Below are 15,289 nucleotides of genomic sequence, written 5' to 3'. Positions count from 1 at the left end.
ATCCGCAGAATCGGCACATTTTGTTGCAATGCACCAAAAGGCGGCTTATGCTGCAACGCACAACCTGGCATTCCGCCGGGTCGACGGAGGAGCCGCCATGTACCAGCAGTTCAACGAACAGTTCGTCGCCGCTACGCGCCAGTTCGCGGACACGGCAGCCCAGATCAACCGCATCGCGATCCAGAATGCAGAGGCCGTGTTCGGCCTGCAGCTGAACGCGATCGGCAACCGCGTCAACGCCACGTTCGAGTTCTTCAACGAAGCGTCCGGCGCGCGTGATTTCGACGCAGTGAAGTCGCTGTTCCCGAAGGGCATGCAGGTTGCCCGCGAGAACCTCGAGACCGCCGTGACCACCGGTCAGGAAGTCCTCGGCCGCCAGATCAAGGCGAACGAGCAGATCGGCGAAATCACGAAGGGCCAGCTGGAAGCCGCCACGCGCAACGCCGGTGACGTCGCCCAGCGCGCCGAAGCCGAGTTCAAGGCGAACGTCGCGAAGGCGACCGAGCAGGCGCAGGCCGCTACGAAGGCTAAGTAAGCTTCCCGCGCATCTGCGCGGATGCTTCGAAACCCGGTTGCTTCGGCAACCGGGTTTTTTATTGCCTGCGATTCGTGGGATACGCCGGTGCAAGGCCGCCGCGGCGGCCCGCGGCGTCAGTGCGCGGTCGTGCCCTGATGCGCCGGCGACTGCCGGTTGCGCGCGATCAGCAGGTAGACCACCGGCACGACGAACAGCGTAAAGAACGTGCCGATCGCCATGCCGCCGACGATGACCCAGCCGATCTGGTTGCGCGCTTCGGCGCCCGCACCGGTCGCAATCGCGAGCGGCACGGCGCCGAGCACCATCGCACCGGTCGTCATGAGGATCGGGCGCAGGCGCATCGCGGCCGCGTCGACCACCGCCTGCAGCTTCGTGCGGCCCTGTTCCTGCAGCTGGTTCGCGAACTCGACGATGAGGATGCCGTGCTTCGCGATCAGGCCGATCAGGGTGACGATGCCGATCTGCGAGTAGATGTTCCAGCTGCCGCCGGTGAGCTTGAGCAGCAGGAACGCACCGAACGCGGCGAGCGGCACCGACAGCAGAATCACGATCGGGTCGATCCAGCTTTCGAACTGGGCGGCGAGCACGAGGAAGATGAACACCAGCGCGAGCGCGAGGATCATCCCGAAGTCGCTCGACGACTCGCGGAATTCACGGCTCTGGCCCGACAGGTCGTACTGTGCGTCGGGCGCAACCTCGTCGAGCGTGCTTTCCATCCACGTCAGCGCCTGCCCCATCGAGTAGCCCGGCGCGAGACCGGCGCTGATCGTCGCCGAACGCAGCTTGTTGAAGTGGTTGAGCTCCTTCGCCGCGACGGTCTCCCGCACGTTGACGAGGTTGGAGAGCTGCACCATCTGCCCGTCGCCGCCGCGCACGTAGATGTTCGACAGATCGCCCGGCGTGCGGCGGTCGGCGTCCTCGACCTGCACGATCACGTCGTACTGCTCGCTGCCCATCTTGAAACGCGTGACGTTTCGCCCGCCGAGCATCGTCTCGAGCGTGCGGCCCACGGTGGCCACGTTGCTGCCGACCGACGCCACCTTGTCGCGGTTCACGTCGATCTTGAGCTGCGGCTTGTCGAGCTTGAGGTCGGTGTCGGGGTTGGTGAGGTTCGGGTTTTCCTGCATCTTCGCCATCATCTTCTGCACGATGGCGCCGAGCTCTTCCCACGAGCCCGTGGTCTGCACGACGAAGCTCACTGGCTGGCCAAAGCCTTCCTGACCGAGCGCGGGTGGCAGCGTCGGGAACGCCATGATCCCCGGGATGCCCATGAACTGCGGGAACAGCATCCCCTGCACGTCGGACGACTTCATGTCGCGCTGCTCCCAATCCTGCAGGCCGACAAAACCAATCGTCGACGTGATCGACGGAAAACCGACGATCTGGAAGTAGCGGTCGACGTGCGGCGTCTTCGAGAAGATGTTCTCCATCTGCCGCGCGTACCGGTCGGTGTACTCGACGGTCGAGCCCTCGGGCGCGATGCCGAAGCCGATCACAAGGCCCTGGTCCTCTTGCGGCGCGAGTTCCTTCGGCAGCATCGTCCACAGCACGCCTGCGCCGATGAACACCGCGATGCCGGCCGCGACCACGGCCCAGCGCCAGCGCAGCGCGCGCTCGAGCACGCCACGATAGCCGCGATCCAGCGAGCGCAGCACGCGCTCGCCGGCCAGGTAGAAGCGCCCGTGCTTCTCGTTGGTCTTGAGCAGGCGCGAGGACATCATCGGCGACAGCGTCAGCGCGGTGAAACCCGACACGAGCACCGCACCCGCGAGTGTCAGCGCGAACTCGATGAACAGCCGGCCGGTGCGACCGGTCGAGAATGCGAGGGGCAGATAGACGGCCACGAGCGTCAGTGTCATCGCGATGATCGCAAAGCCAATCTCCTTACTGCCCTTGAGTGCGGCTTCGTACGGCGGCATGCCCTCTTCGACGTGGCGGTAGATGTTCTCGAGCATCACGATCGCGTCGTCGACGACGAGGCCGATCGCGAGCACCATCGCCAGGAGCGTCAGCGTGTTGATCGTGAATCCGAACGCGTACATCAGCGCGAACGCGCCGATCAGCGACACGGGGATCGTGATCAGCGGGATCAGCACGGCGCGCCAGCTGCGCAGGAACAGGAAGATCACGAGCACAACGAGCGCGACGGCTTCGGCGATCGTGCGGTAGACCTCCTCGATCGACTTTTCGATGAACACCGTCGAGTCGTACGCGATCTGCACCTGCACGCCCTCCGGCAGCGTGCGCTGGATCTCGGGGATCATCGCGTGCAGCGACTCGCTGATTTCGAGCGGATTCGCGACGGCCTGCTTCACGACACCGAGCGGCACCGCATCGCGACCGTTGAAGCGCGCGCGGAAGCGGTCCTCCTGCGCGCCAAGCTCGACATTCGCGACGTCACGCAGGCGAACGAGATAGCCGTTCGACTGGCCGATGATCACGTCGCTGAACTGCTCGGGCGTGCGCAGGTCGGTTTCGCTGAGCACGGTGAACTCGCGCGCGCTGCTCTCCACGCGGCCGGCCGGGATCTCGACGTTCTGCGCGCGCAGCGCGTTCTCGACGTCGAGCGGCGTGAGGCCGAAGCCGGCTAGGCGCTGCGGCTGCAACCACACGCGCATCGCGAAGCGCGTGCCCATGACCTGCGCCTGCGCGACGCCGGGGATCGTCTGCACGCGGTCCTTGACGAGGCGGTCGGCAAGGTCGGCGAGCTCGGGCTTGCTGTGGCGGTCGGAGGTAAACGCCATCCAGATGATCGGCTGCGCATCGGCCTCCTGCTTCTGCACGATGGGCTCGTTCGCTTCTTCGGGCAGGAAGTCGCGCGCCTGGCCGACGCGGTCGCGCACGTCGGACGCGGCGGCATCGGGATCACGATCGAGGCGGAAGCGGATCGAGACCTGGCTGGACTGCTCGCGGCTCACCGACGAGATGTACTCGATGCCCTCGACGCCGGAGAGCGCTTCCTCGATCGGCTGCGTGATCTGCGACTCGATGACCTGCGCGCTCGCGCCCGGGTAGCTCGTGTTGACGGTCACCACCGGCGTGTCGACGTTCGGGATCAACCGGACCGCGAGGCGGTCGTAGGCCACGATGCCGACGAGCACGACGATGATGTTGAGCACCCAGGCGAAGACCGGGCGGCGGATCGAGATGTCGGACAGGACCATGGAGGCCTCGCTGCTTCGGGTGCGTCCTGCGCGGACGCGGCGCATTGCGCCGGAAAGGTGTGCGCGTGATGACGGGCTCGCCCGTCACCGCGCGGCCCGGGCCGCAGCCCGGGGCGGGCATCAGGACGAGGTGGGCTTCGCGTTCGAGGCCGGCGTCGCGTCGGCGGCCGGAGCCGGCTGCGCCGGCGCGGGATTGCCGGCCGGTGCCGGCCCAGCGCCTGCCGGCGGCAGCGGCATCACCGGCATACCCTCGCGCATCATCGGCTTGGCCTGCCCGGCGGTGATCACGACATCACCGGGCTTGAGCCCTTCCGTGATCTCGACGAAGCCCGGCGTGCGCGTGCCGGTCTTGACCGTCATGCGCTTGGCCTTGCCGTCGACGACCGTGTAGAGAAAGCGTGTATCGCCGTCCTGCATGAGCGCCTGCTCGGGCACGAGCAGCGCGGTCGCGTTGCCACTGCCGGTGTCGAGCTTGAGCTTGGCGAATTGCCCCGGGCGCAGCCGGTGGTCCGGGTTCGGGATCTGCGCGCGCAGGCGGGCGCTGCGGCTGTTCGGGTCGATCACCGGATCGATCGCGACGACCTTGCCGGTGAACGTGTCGCCCGGGAACGCGTCGACGACGATGCGCACGGCCTGCCCGTTCTGCAGCTTTGGCAGCGCCGCCTCGGGCACCGCGAAATCGACTTCGATCGGATCGAGCCGCACGAGCGTGACGAGGTCCTGTCCCGCATTGACGACCTCGCCGACGCTGACCTCGCGCAGGCCGACCTGCCCGGAGAACGGCGCGCGCAGCGTCATTTTCTCAAGCGCGGTGCGCGCTGATGCAGCACGCGCCTGATCGACGCCGAGCGCGGCGCGGGCGCGGTCGAGGTCGGACCGTGCGATGAGCTGCGAGCTGGAAAGCTCGGTCGCCCTCGCGGCGGCGCGGCGGCTGTTCTCGAGGTTCGCCTGCGCCTCGTTGAGGCTGGCGCGCGCCAGGCTGCCGTCGAGCGTAAACAGCGGCTGGCCCGCGGTGACGCGGCCGCCTTCGGTGAAGTGGATGCGATCGATACGCCCCGCGACCTCGGGCCGCACGACCACCGACTCGTCGGCGCGGAGGCTGCCGACCGTCTGGAGGCCACCTTCGAGCGGACGCGGCGTGATCGTCGCGGTCTCGACCGGCAACTTCATCTCACCGGGCGGGCCGCCCGGCCCGCCGCCGGGCCCACCGGCCGCAGCGTCTTCGCCTCCGCCGCAGGCCGCGAGCGCGACGACGGCGGCGATCAACAGCCCGGAGTAAAGCGCGGAACGGCGCATGGGCAAGCCTCGCTAATTCTGTACTGACCAGTTTAGCGACTAACCGGGGGCCCACCGCCCGTGCCGGAAGTCGTGTTCGGCACCGCAGCGTTCCATGTGCGTCGATGGGTCAGTCCGGCACCCGCAGCCCGGCGGCGAGCGCCGCCGCATCGGGCGGCACGCGATGCGGCAGACGCCCCCAACACGGCGCGGCCAGGCGAGCCTGCAGGATGCGGAAGTTGTCGTCCACGCGGGCCATGTCCGGGTCGACCTCGCTTGCGATCCAGCCAATGAGCCGGGCGCCATCGGCCTCGATCGCCCGCGCAGTGAGCCTCGCATGGTTGATGCAGCCCAGCCGCAGGCCAACGACGAGCACGACCGGCAGGTCGAGCGCGCGCACGAGATCGACCTGGTCGAGCGTGGCCGTCAGCGGCGCGGCCCAACCGCCGACGCCTTCGACGACGACCGCGTCGGCCTGCGCCGCGAGCCGCGCGTATGCGGCGAGGATCGGATCCAGCCCGATCTCGACGCCCGCATCCGCCGCGGCGAGCTCGGGCGCGAGCGGTTCGGGCAGCGCGAACGGGTTGATGTCGTCGTAGGCCGGCACCGGATCGCTGGCGTCGCGCAGCGAAAGCGCATCGTCATTGCGCCAGCCGTCGGGCGTGGGAATGCAGCCGCTCGCGACCGGCTTCATGCCGACCGCACGCAGGCCCTTCGCACGCAGCGCGTGCAGCAGCGCAGCGCTCGCGATCGACTTGCCGGCGCCGGTGTCGGTGCCTGTGACGAAGATGCGGTTCATGGCGAAATCCCTGCGGTGGAGGCCGGGCGATGTGCGCTGTGCCGCGGCTCGGGCTGCGCATCGTAAGCGCCCTGCGGGCCGCTGCTACACTCGAACGATGTTCACCGCCTCGACCCTTGCCGGCGACAAGCCGGAACAGTACGCGCAGCTTCTCGAACAGGCGCGCGCGCTGCTCACCGGCGAACGCGACCGCGTCGCGAACGCCGCCAACCTGTCCGCCCTCGTCTACCACGCGCTGCCCGCGCTGAACTGGGTCGGCTTTTACTTCTTCGACGGCACCGAGCTGGTCGTGGGCCCGTTCCAGGGCCTGCCCGCCTGCGTGCGCATCCCGCTCGACAAGGGCGTGTGCGGCGCCGCGGCGAGCACGCGCGAGACGCAGCGCATCGCGGACGTGCATGCGTTCCCGGGCCATATTGCGTGTGACTCGGCGTCGAACTCCGAAGTCGTGGTGCCGCTGGTTGCGGACGACGGCAGCCTGATCGGCGTGTTCGACCTCGACAGCCCCGAGCTCGATCGCTTCGATGCCGACGATCAACGCGGGCTGGAAGCGATCGCTCGCGCGTTCGTGGAGTCGCTGCGATGAGCGTGCAGAAGATGCGCAACATCGGCCCGAAGTCGGCCGCGTGGCTGCGCCAGGTCGGCCTGCACACCGCCGAAGACATCGCCGAGGTCGGCACGGTGGAAGCGTTCATGCGCATCAAGCGCGCGGGCTTCAAGCCGACGTTGAACCTGCTGTATTCGCTCGAAGGCGCGCTGCTGGGTTGCCACTGGCAGGAAGTGCCCGAATCCCGCCGCGAACAGCTCGTCGCCGAAGCCGAGGCCGCGATCGCGCAGCTGCCGCCGCCGCGCCACAAGCCGGCCGCGGGCCCGGTGACGACGACGATGCATGAGGACGAGGGCGCGTCCGACCTGCCGTCGGACCTGGATCGGTTGTTCGACTGACGGCCGTCCGTCTCACGGCGCGCCATGCCCTCGTGCCGATTGCGCAATTGCGCCCCGCAGGCGCTCGCGTAGACTGCGCGCGCTTGAGGTGACCCCGGCGCGTCGCGAACGGGTCTGAAACGGAAGCCGGTGACGTCGCACGCGCGACCAGACCGGCGCTGCCCCCGCAACGGTAAGCGAGCCAAGCCGCGACAACCGCCACTGTGGCCCCGGCGCACGCAGGCCATGGGAAGGCGTCGCGGCCGGCGTGTCGACGCACCGCTCGCGAGCCCGGAGACCGGCCTCGATGCATGAGGGGGTGCGATGCGGAGGGCATTGCGGCGGCGGATCGGTGCCTTCGTGCGCCGGTGCTGCAGCCTGTGTCCTCCTGCGCGACCTCCTGCACCGCCGCATCCGCGCTGGAGAAGTACCGGTGTCGTTCCGACTGCCCACCCTCGCCGCCGCCTGTGCGGCCGCGCTGCCCGCGTCCGCCCCGACCGCGTACGCCGGATGGCGCCTGCAGGCACGAGCCGTGAACGTGTTCGGCACCAGCCACGAGACCGTCACGTTCTACAACCGCTCGACGCCGATGCGTTCTCGTTTGCCGAGATGGGCATCGGCAACAGCACCTGCGCGGCCGCACTGATGCACGCACTCACCGGCGCCGACGCAGCCGAGTGCAGCCGCGGCACGGGCGCGGATGCCGCTACGGTGGAGCGCAAGCGCGACGTCATCGCCGCTGCGGTTGCGCGTCATGGCCTGCACGCGATTGGAGATGCGGCCTCGCGCGCCCGTGCCGCATTGCGCGACGTGGGCGGCGTTGAAGTCTCGATGATGGCCGGGGCGATGCTCGGCGCCGCTGCGACACGCCGCGTGTTCATCGTCGACGGTTTCATCGCCACCGCAGCGTATGCAGCCACGGTCGCGATCGAGCCGGCGCTGCAAGGCTACGGCGTGTTCGCGCGTGTGTCGGCCGAGGCGCCGCACGCGCGCTGGCTGCAGACGCTTGGTGCGCAGCCGCTGTTCAACCTCGGCCTGCGCCTGGGCGAAGGCAGCGCCGCGGCGCCCGCGGTGCCATTGCTGCGCGCCGCCTGTGCAATGCTCAACGGCATGGCGACCTTCGACAGTGCGGGCGTGAGCGGACGGAGCGCGAGCTGATGCGCGCGCTCACGCACGAGGCGCGCCTTGTAATTGTGGCGCTGCAGTACTTCACGCGGCTGCCGGTGCCCGCGCTGCGGCACTTCGAGACACGCTGGCTGTCGCAGGCAGTGCGTTATTTCCCGGTGGTCGGGCTCGTCGTCGGAGCACTGACCGCGCTCGTGCTGTTCGCGGCTGCGATCGCGCTGCCGTGGCCGCTCGCCACGGCGCTCGCGCTGGCGGCGTCACTCGCGATCACGGGCGCGTTCCACGAGGACGGGCTGGCCGATACGTTCGATGCGCTCGGCGGGCACGTCCCGCGCGAGCGCGCGCTCGAGATCATGCGCGATTCGCGCATCGGCACCTACGGCGCGGCCGCGCTCGTGCTTGCGCTGCTCGTGCGCTGGCAGGCGCTCGTGGCACTGCGCCTGCCTGAGGCGATGGTGCTGCTGGTCGTCGGACATGCGGTGTCGCGCGCCGCAGCGGCGCTGCTCATGGCCGGCCTGCCGTACGTGCGGCTCGACGTCGATGCAAAGGCCAAGCCCGTCGCACAGCCGATGGGCACTGGCCAGGCGATCGTGACCGGCCTCATTGGCCTGCTGCCGCTGGTCGGCGTGATCGCATGGCAGCCGCGGCTTGCGCCGTCACTTGCGGTGGCGCTGGGCGCGGTCGCGCTCGTGCATGCGCTGTGTCGACGCTGGCTGCACCGACGTCTGGGCGGTTACACCGGCGATGGGCTCGGCGCGACGCAGCAGCTCGCGGAGATCGCGTTCGCGCTCGCGTGGATCGCCGCGTTGCGCGCCGGTTTCTGACGATGCGCCACGTGTTCGTCCGCCACCCGCCGATGCCCGAGCTGCGCGGCCGCTGCTACGGCCGACTCGATGCGGCGCTGCCTGACGTGGTGTTCGACCGCGCCGCGCGCCTCGTCGCGCCGCATCTGCCGCCGTGGCCGATCACGAGCAGCCCTCGCCTGCGCTGCATCGGCCTGGCAAACGCCCTGCATGCGCTCCAAGGCTCGGACGACGCGGTGCGCGTCGATGCACGCTGGCAGGAACTCGACTTCGGCGACTGGGAAGGCCGGCCGTGGTCGACGCTGCCGCGCGACGAGCTCGACGCCTGGAGCCGCGACGTGGCGGGCTACACGATGCCGGGCGGCGAGTCGTTTCTGGACCTCCTCGCCCGGGTGCGCGAGGCGCTGGCCACGCTCGACAGGCCCCACGTCGTGGTCGCGCATGCCGGAACCGCTCGCGCCGCGCTGCATATCGCCGGCATGCCGCTCGACCGGGCGGCCGCAGCGACGATCGCGCACGCGCAGCCGGTCTGGATCGACTTCGATTAAGAAGCGTGCGCGCGGCGAAGGCCGACGTCGCGTCATCCGCTTCTACGGCGCCTTTCCGGTCGATCAGGACCGCTTCAACACGCTGCATGCCGTGCGATCGAACAGGCGAGTCTGGCTTGACGGCCGCGCGCCGAGCGCTCAGTGGCGCGTCTGCGACGGGGGCGGCGTCGCAAGGGATGCCACGGTGTTGATCAGCGCGACGGGATCGACGGGTTTGGCCAGATGCTTCTGGAACCCTGCCTGCAAGGCACGCGCGCGCTCCTGGGCGCGGGCATAGGCGGTCAGCGCGACGGCCGGAATGTCGTGTCCGGGGTGCGCCGCATCGGCCCGCAGCTGCTCGAGAAACGCGTAGCCGTCCTGCTCGGGCATGCCGATGTCGCTGACCAGCACGTCGAACGGCTCCGCAGCCAGCACGTTGCTCGCGTCAGCGGCGGATGCCGCCATGGCGGTCTGCGCGCCGGCGCTTTCGAGCAGGCGTGCGGTCATGAGCCGCGCATCGGGATCGTCGTCCACGACGAGCACGCGGCGCCCGGCAAGCTGGCCGATCGCGTCGAAGACCTCGACCTCGGCCATGGGCGGCAGCGCGTCGGCAACCACGAGCGGCAAGCCGACCGTGAACTGGGCGCCCTGCCCCGCTCCGGCGCTGTGTGCGCGCACGTCGCCGCCGTGCAGCTCCACGAGGCGGCGCACGATCGCCAGGCCGAGGCCGAGGCCGCCGTGCCGACGGCTCATCGACGCGTCGGCCTGGCGGAACCGGTCGAACACGAACGGCAGGAACGCGGCGTCGATGCCCTCGCCCGTGTCCGACACGACGAGCTCCAGCCGCCCGCTGACGCGCCGCGCGCGCAGCTCGACGCGGCCGCCGCGCGAGGTGAATTTCAGTGCGTTGCTCAGCAGGTTCCACAGCACCTGCTGCAACCGGTGCGCGTCGACGTCGACTTCGAGCCGTGCATCGGCCTCGACGGCGGCCTCGAGGTGCACCTGCCGCGCCTCCGCTGCCGGCCGCGCCGACTCGAGCGCGTTCTCGACGAGCTCGACGACGGGCACGCGCGTACGCTCGAGGCGCACCTTGCCCGACACGATCGAGCTCATGTCGAGCAGGTCGCCGATGATCTGCGACTGCGCGCGTGCGTTGCGCTCGATCACGTCGACGGCCTGTGCGAACTCGGCTGGCAGGTCCTTGCGCAGCCGCAGGATCGCAACCCAGCCGAGGATCGCGTTGAGCGGCGTGCGCAGCTCGTGGCTCAGCGTGGCCAGGAACTCGTCCTTCATGCGGCTCGCGCGCTCGGCCACGCCGCGCGCTTCCTGCTCGGCTTCGAGCGAGAACCGCAGGCGTTCGTCGAGCCCGTGCTTCTCGAGCACGATGCTCGCCAGGTGCGCGCCGACGACCGACAGCTCGAGATCGCGTTCGCTCGGCTCACGCGCGGACCGGTAATACAACGCGAGCGTGCCGAGCAGGCGCCCCTGGCTCGAGAAGATCGGCGTCGACGTGCAGGCCGCGAGGCCGTGCTCGCGCGCGAGGTCCCGCCACTCCGCCCACAGCGGATCGGTCCCGATGTCGCCGACCGACACCACGCCGTGGCGGTGCGCCGCCGTACCGCACGAGCCCCTGCCCTCGCCGATCTCGATGCCGCTTACCGCCCCGCTGTACGCCTCGGGCAAGCTGGGAGCGGCGCCGTGCAGCAGGCGCCGGCCGTCATCGGACACGAGCAGCACCGAGCACAGCATGCCGTCGACCGATTGCGCCTCCATGCGTCGCACCAGGGTGTCGAGCACCTCCGGCACCGGCGAGCCGGTCGCCACGAGTTCGAGCACGCGCTTTTCGGACGCCAGCACGTCCTCCATGCGCTTGCGCTCGGTGATGTCGACGACGGTGCCGATATAGCCGAGGTACTCGCCGTTCGCGCCGAAGCGCGGCGACGCCGTATCGACGCACCAGCGGTACACGCCGTCGTGGCGGCGCAGCCAGTACTCGTCCGAGAACGGCGCCTGCCGCGCGTTCGCGTCGAGGAACACGCGGCCGGTGCGCGCCACATCGTCCGGGTGCACCGCGTCAAGCCAGCCCAGTCCGAGCGCGGACTCGGGGTCCTGGCCGGTGAAATCCAGCCACTGGCGGTTGATGTACTCGCACTGCCCGTTCGCGCGCGCCATCCAGATCATGACCGGCGCGTTGTCGGCGAGGCTGCGGAAGCGCGCCTCGCTTTCCTGCAGCGATTGCTCGAACTCCACGCGCTCCTGGATATCGGTGTGCACGCCGACCCATTCACGCGGCTCGCCGTCGGCACCGATCAGCGGAACCGCGCGGACCGCGCAGGTGCGGTAGACGCCGTCGGCGCGGCGCAGGCGATGGCGGTGTTCGAACACGCCCTCGCGCCCGGCCGCGGCATACCAGGCCTCCATCGTCCCGGCGGTGTCCTCGGGATGCACCGCCTGTTGCCAGCCGTAGCCGAGGTACTCCTCGGGCCGTTGCCCGGTGTAGGCCTGCCACGCCGGCTGCGCGTCCTCGAAGCGGCCCTGCGGGTCGCAGGTCCAGACGATGTCGCTCATCGCAGTCGCCGCGGTGCGGAAGCGCTGCTCGCTCCAGGCCAGCGCGCGCTGCACGCGGGCGCGCTCGATCGACTCCCAGCAGCGGTTCGCCACGCGCACCACGAGTTCGATCTCGGTCGCATCCCAGGTCCGCGGCGTGGCCTGATGCACGGCCATCAAGGCCGACAGGCGCCCGGCCTTGATGACCGGGGCGCACACCGCGGCGCGCGTTTCCAGTGCACGCCACACCGACAGCGCCGGCTCGCTCTCGTTCGTGCTGTCGTTCACCACGAGCGGTTGGCCCTGGCGCAGGCGTGCACGCGCATCCTCGCCGAACACGTCGAGCGAATACCGTCCCAGCGCCAGCGGCAGTGCGCCGGCATGTCCGCCGAGGCTGTCGAAGCGGTTCTCGTCTGGCAGCACGTGTGCGTACAGGCAACGATCGGTGCCGAGGTAGTCGTTGAGCAGCCGCGCGCAGGTCGTGATGATCGAGTGCGGATCGAGCATCGCGCGCACTGCGTCGTCGATGCCGACGAGCAGGCGGTCGCGCGCTTCGGCGTGACGCCGCTCGGTCACGTCCATGCCGTGCGCGAGCACGCCGATGATGGCCCCGTCGGCCGAGCGCATGGCCTGGTAGCTGAAGTCGACGTAGCGCGTTTCGAGCGGGCCCGCGATATCGCGCCGGAGCTGGATGGGCGTATCGCGCCCGACGAACGGCTCGCCGGTCGTATAGACGCGGTCGAGCAGCTTGATGAAGCCTTGCAGCTCGACCTCGGGCATCGCCTGGTAGACCGGCAAGCCGATGAGCTCGCGCTGACCGACGAGTTCGCGGTATCGCTGATTCGCGAACTCGAACACATGGTCGGGTCCGCGGACGACGGCCACGAATGCCGGCGACTGTGCGAACGCGTCGGCCAGCCGCGTACGTTCGTAAGCGAGCGCGTCGACGAGCTCGGCGCGCTCGCGCTCGGCGATCACCGCGGCCGTGTCTTCCTTGCATGCGCAAAACAGCCCGGCGACACCACCGCGGCCGTCCGGAATCGGGCTGTACGACCACGTAAACCACGTCTCTTCGACGTAGCCGTGCCGCTCCAGCATCAGCAGGACGCGTTCGTTCCACGTCGCCTCGCCGTGCGTCATGACGGCGTTCGCCTGACGCCCGACGATGTCCCAGATCTCGTGCCAGACCTCACTCGCCGGTTGCCCGAACGCCGCCGGGTGCCGCGCGCCAAGAATCGGAATGTACGCGTCGTTGTAGAGATTGATGAGGCGCTCGCCCCACCACACGAACATCGGGAACCGCGAGTTCAGGCAGATGCCGAGTGCGATGTGCAGGCTTTCCGGCCACTGCTCGGGCGGTCCAAGCGGCGAATCCGCCCAGTCGTACGCGTGCAGCAGCGCGGCAGTCTTCGACTGGTCGGGCGGGACACGGAACGGTGAGGACGATGGGGGCATAGAGGCTCGGCGGTCTCGATGCCGGCCGGGTGATCCGACGGCAACGGTCGCAACGAGCTTACCCCCGCAACACGGCACGGACCGTCGCGGTCCGTGCACGCATGCGCACCACTGCAGCTCGAGCGGACGCGCGAAACGCCCGCTCGAACCCGATCGACGATGCCGCTTTGGCGGCCGAAAGACCGGCCGCCGAGCGCAATGCGGCCGATTACTCGACCGTGACCGACTTCGCGAGGTTGCGCGGCTTGTCGACGTCGGTGCCGCGCGCGAGCGCGACGTGGTACGCGAGCAACTGCACCGGGATCGTGTGCATGATCGGCGAGAGCACGCCGACGTGGCGCGGCGCGCGGATCACATGCACGCCTTCGGATTCGCCGAACTGGCTGTCCTCGTCGGTGAACACGAACAGCTGGCCGCCACGCGCGCGGACTTCCTGCATGTTCGACTTCACCTTCTCGAGCAGCGCGTCGTTCGGCGCGATCACGACGACCGGCATCTGCTCGTCCACGAGCGCGAGCGGACCGTGCTTGAGCTCGCCGGCCGGGTACGCCTCGGCATGGATGTACGAGATTTCCTTGAGCTTGAGCGCGCCTTCCAAAGCGATCGGGTAATGCACGCCGCGACCGAGGAACAGCGCATGGTTCTTCGGCGCGAACTTGTCCGACCACGCCTTGATCTGCGGCTCGAGGTTCAGCGCGTGCTGGATGCTGCCCGGCAGCTGGCGCAGGCAGTCGAGGTACGACGCCTCGCCCTCGGCATCGAGCCGGCCGCGCAGCTTCGCGATCGTGCACGTCAGCGTGAACAGCGCAACGAGCTGCGTGGTGAACGCCTTCGTCGATGCCACGCCGATTTCGGCGCCGGCGCGCGTGTAGTACACGAGCTTGCTGGCACGCGGGATCGCGCTCTCGGGCACGTTGCAGATCGACAGCGTCTTGTCGTGGCCAAGCGACTTGGCGTATTTGAGCGCCTCCATCGTGTCGAGCGTTTCGCCCGACTGCGAGATGGTGACGATGAGCTGCTTCGGGTTCGCAACGGCCGCGCGGTAGCGGTATTCGCTCGCGATCTCGACGGTGCACGGAATGCCCGCGATCTGCTCGACCCAGTACCGCGCGGTCATGCCGGCGTAGTAGCTCGTGCCGCAGGCGAGGATCTGCACGCCTTCGATATCACGCAGCACCTCTTCGGCGTTCTTGCCGAACAGCTCGGCACCGAACGCGCCGTTGTCGATGACGGCCTCGATCGTGTCGCCGATCGCGCGCGGCTGCTCGTGGATCTCCTTCTGCATGAAGTGCCGGTACGGACCGAGCTCGAGCGAGGCGAGCGACACGTCGGACAGGTGGGTCTCGCGCTCGATCGTCTGGCCGTCGCCGTCGAACACGCGCACCGACTCGCGCGTGATGTCAGCGGTGTCGCCCTCTTCGAGGAAGATCACCTTGCGCGTGGCCTGGATGATCGCGGACACGTCGCTGGCGATGAAGTTCTCACCCTCGCCGAGGCCGATCAGCAGCGGACAGCCCATGCGCGCGGCGATCAGGCGGCCCGGTTCCTTGCGGCTGACCACGGCCAGCGCGTAGGCGCCGTGCAGCTCCTTGACCGACTTCTGCACCGCGCCGAGCAGGTCCGCGCCGGCCTTGAGGTGGCTGTGGATCAGGTGCGCGATGACCTCGGTGTCGGTCTGCGACTCGAACTCGTAGCCCATCGCGCGCAGCTTCTCGCGCTGCTGCTCGTGGTTTTCGATGATGCCGTTGTGCACCAGTGCCACGCCGTGGCTGCAGTGCGGGTGGGCGTTCGCCTCGGTGACGCCGCCGTGCGTGGCCCAGCGCGTGTGGCCGATGCCGACCTGGGCGTTGAAGCCCTCGGCCTGCGCCGCGGCCTCCATCTCCGACACGCGGCCGGTGCGGCGCACGCGGCGGATGTCGTCCTGGTCGAGCACGGCGATGCCGGCGGAGTCGTAACCGCGGTATTCAAGCCGCTTGAGGCCGTCGATGAGGACGGGTACCACGTCGCGATCGGCGATCGCGCCCACAATGCCGCACATGGAATGGGTTCCTGCTGATGAGCTGACAGTCTAGCCGTCCGCATTGTCCGCGCGGACGGCCTCGTGTCCGAATGGACGGTTTTTCCGGCGGCCGACG

11 protein-coding genes and 1 riboswitch are annotated in these 15,289 nt (G+C 69.2%); of the genes, 6 read left to right on the top strand and 5 right to left on the bottom strand.

Annotation, left to right across the window (positions count from 1 at the left end):
* Positions 1–97: 97 nt before the first annotated feature.
* A complete protein-coding gene (locus tag IE075_RS08545; RefSeq protein ID WP_189455407.1) occupies positions 98–535 on the top strand; it encodes a phasin family protein in 438 nt (145 codons plus the stop codon).
* A gap of 116 nt (positions 536–651) precedes the next feature.
* Here the strand turns inward: IE075_RS08545 and IE075_RS08540 are convergent, their stop codons facing one another.
* The 3 genes from IE075_RS08540 to bioD form a co-directional block, all read right to left on the bottom strand.
* Entirely contained in the window at positions 652–3,702 is a 3,051-nt protein-coding gene (locus IE075_RS08540; protein WP_189455405.1) for an efflux RND transporter permease subunit, read from the bottom strand.
* 120 nt (positions 3,703–3,822) lie between these two features.
* A complete protein-coding gene (locus IE075_RS08535) occupies positions 3,823–4,998 on the bottom strand; it encodes an efflux RND transporter periplasmic adaptor subunit (RefSeq protein WP_189455403.1) in 1,176 nt (391 codons plus the stop codon).
* A gap of 109 nt (positions 4,999–5,107) precedes the next feature.
* The gene (gene bioD, locus IE075_RS08530; RefSeq protein WP_189455400.1) at positions 5,108–5,776 is read right to left on the bottom strand and encodes a dethiobiotin synthase; all 669 of its coding nucleotides are present in this window, start codon (positions 5,774–5,776) and stop codon (positions 5,108–5,110) included.
* A gap of 97 nt (positions 5,777–5,873) precedes the next feature.
* Here bioD and IE075_RS08525 point away from each other — a divergent pair, with 97 nt between their 5' ends.
* The 5 genes from IE075_RS08525 to IE075_RS08505 all read left to right on the top strand — a co-directional run bounded on the left by IE075_RS08525 (position 5,874) and on the right by IE075_RS08505 (position 9,173).
* Entirely contained in the window at positions 5,874–6,359 is a 486-nt protein-coding gene (locus tag IE075_RS08525) for a GAF domain-containing protein (protein ID WP_189455398.1), read from the top strand.
* Positions 6,356–6,718, top strand: coding sequence for a TfoX/Sxy family protein (locus tag IE075_RS08520; protein WP_189455396.1), 363 nt, complete (start codon positions 6,356–6,358; stop codon positions 6,716–6,718). Before IE075_RS08525 ends, IE075_RS08520 begins: the two co-directional genes overlap by 4 nt.
* Before the next feature lie 69 nt (positions 6,719–6,787).
* Positions 6,788–7,018, top strand: a riboswitch (cobalamin riboswitch).
* Between the two features lie 189 nt (positions 7,019–7,207).
* Positions 7,208–7,855 carry a nicotinate-nucleotide--dimethylbenzimidazole phosphoribosyltransferase gene (locus tag IE075_RS08515; protein WP_189455395.1) on the top strand — a complete coding sequence of 216 codons (648 nt, stop codon included), beginning with the start codon at positions 7,208–7,210 and terminating at the stop codon, positions 7,853–7,855.
* Positions 7,855–8,646, top strand: a complete 792-nt coding sequence (locus tag IE075_RS08510; protein WP_189455393.1) for an adenosylcobinamide-GDP ribazoletransferase — start codon at positions 7,855–7,857, stop codon at positions 8,644–8,646. The genes IE075_RS08515 and IE075_RS08510 overlap by 1 nt, the downstream gene beginning before the upstream one ends.
* 2 nt (positions 8,647–8,648) lie before the next feature.
* Entirely contained in the window at positions 8,649–9,173 is a 525-nt protein-coding gene (locus tag IE075_RS08505) for a histidine phosphatase family protein (RefSeq protein ID WP_189455391.1), read from the top strand.
* 138 nt (positions 9,174–9,311) lie between these two features.
* On the opposite strand, the gene IE075_RS08500 is transcribed toward IE075_RS08505, so the two are convergent.
* Both IE075_RS08500 and glmS read right to left on the bottom strand, forming a co-directional pair.
* Complete coding sequence (locus IE075_RS08500) at positions 9,312–13,154, bottom strand: PAS domain S-box protein (protein ID WP_189455389.1); 3,843 nt, start codon at positions 13,152–13,154, stop codon at positions 9,312–9,314.
* 208 nt (positions 13,155–13,362) lie between these two features.
* Complete coding sequence (gene glmS / locus IE075_RS08495; protein ID WP_189455387.1) at positions 13,363–15,192, bottom strand: glutamine--fructose-6-phosphate transaminase (isomerizing); 1,830 nt, start codon at positions 15,190–15,192, stop codon at positions 13,363–13,365.
* Positions 15,193–15,289: the final 97 nt, after the last annotated feature.

The organism is Cognatilysobacter bugurensis (genome assembly GCF_014652095.1).
Classification (GTDB): domain Bacteria; phylum Pseudomonadota; class Gammaproteobacteria; order Xanthomonadales; family Xanthomonadaceae; genus Cognatilysobacter; species Cognatilysobacter bugurensis.
This window is presented reverse-complemented; position numbering and strand designations above follow the sequence as displayed.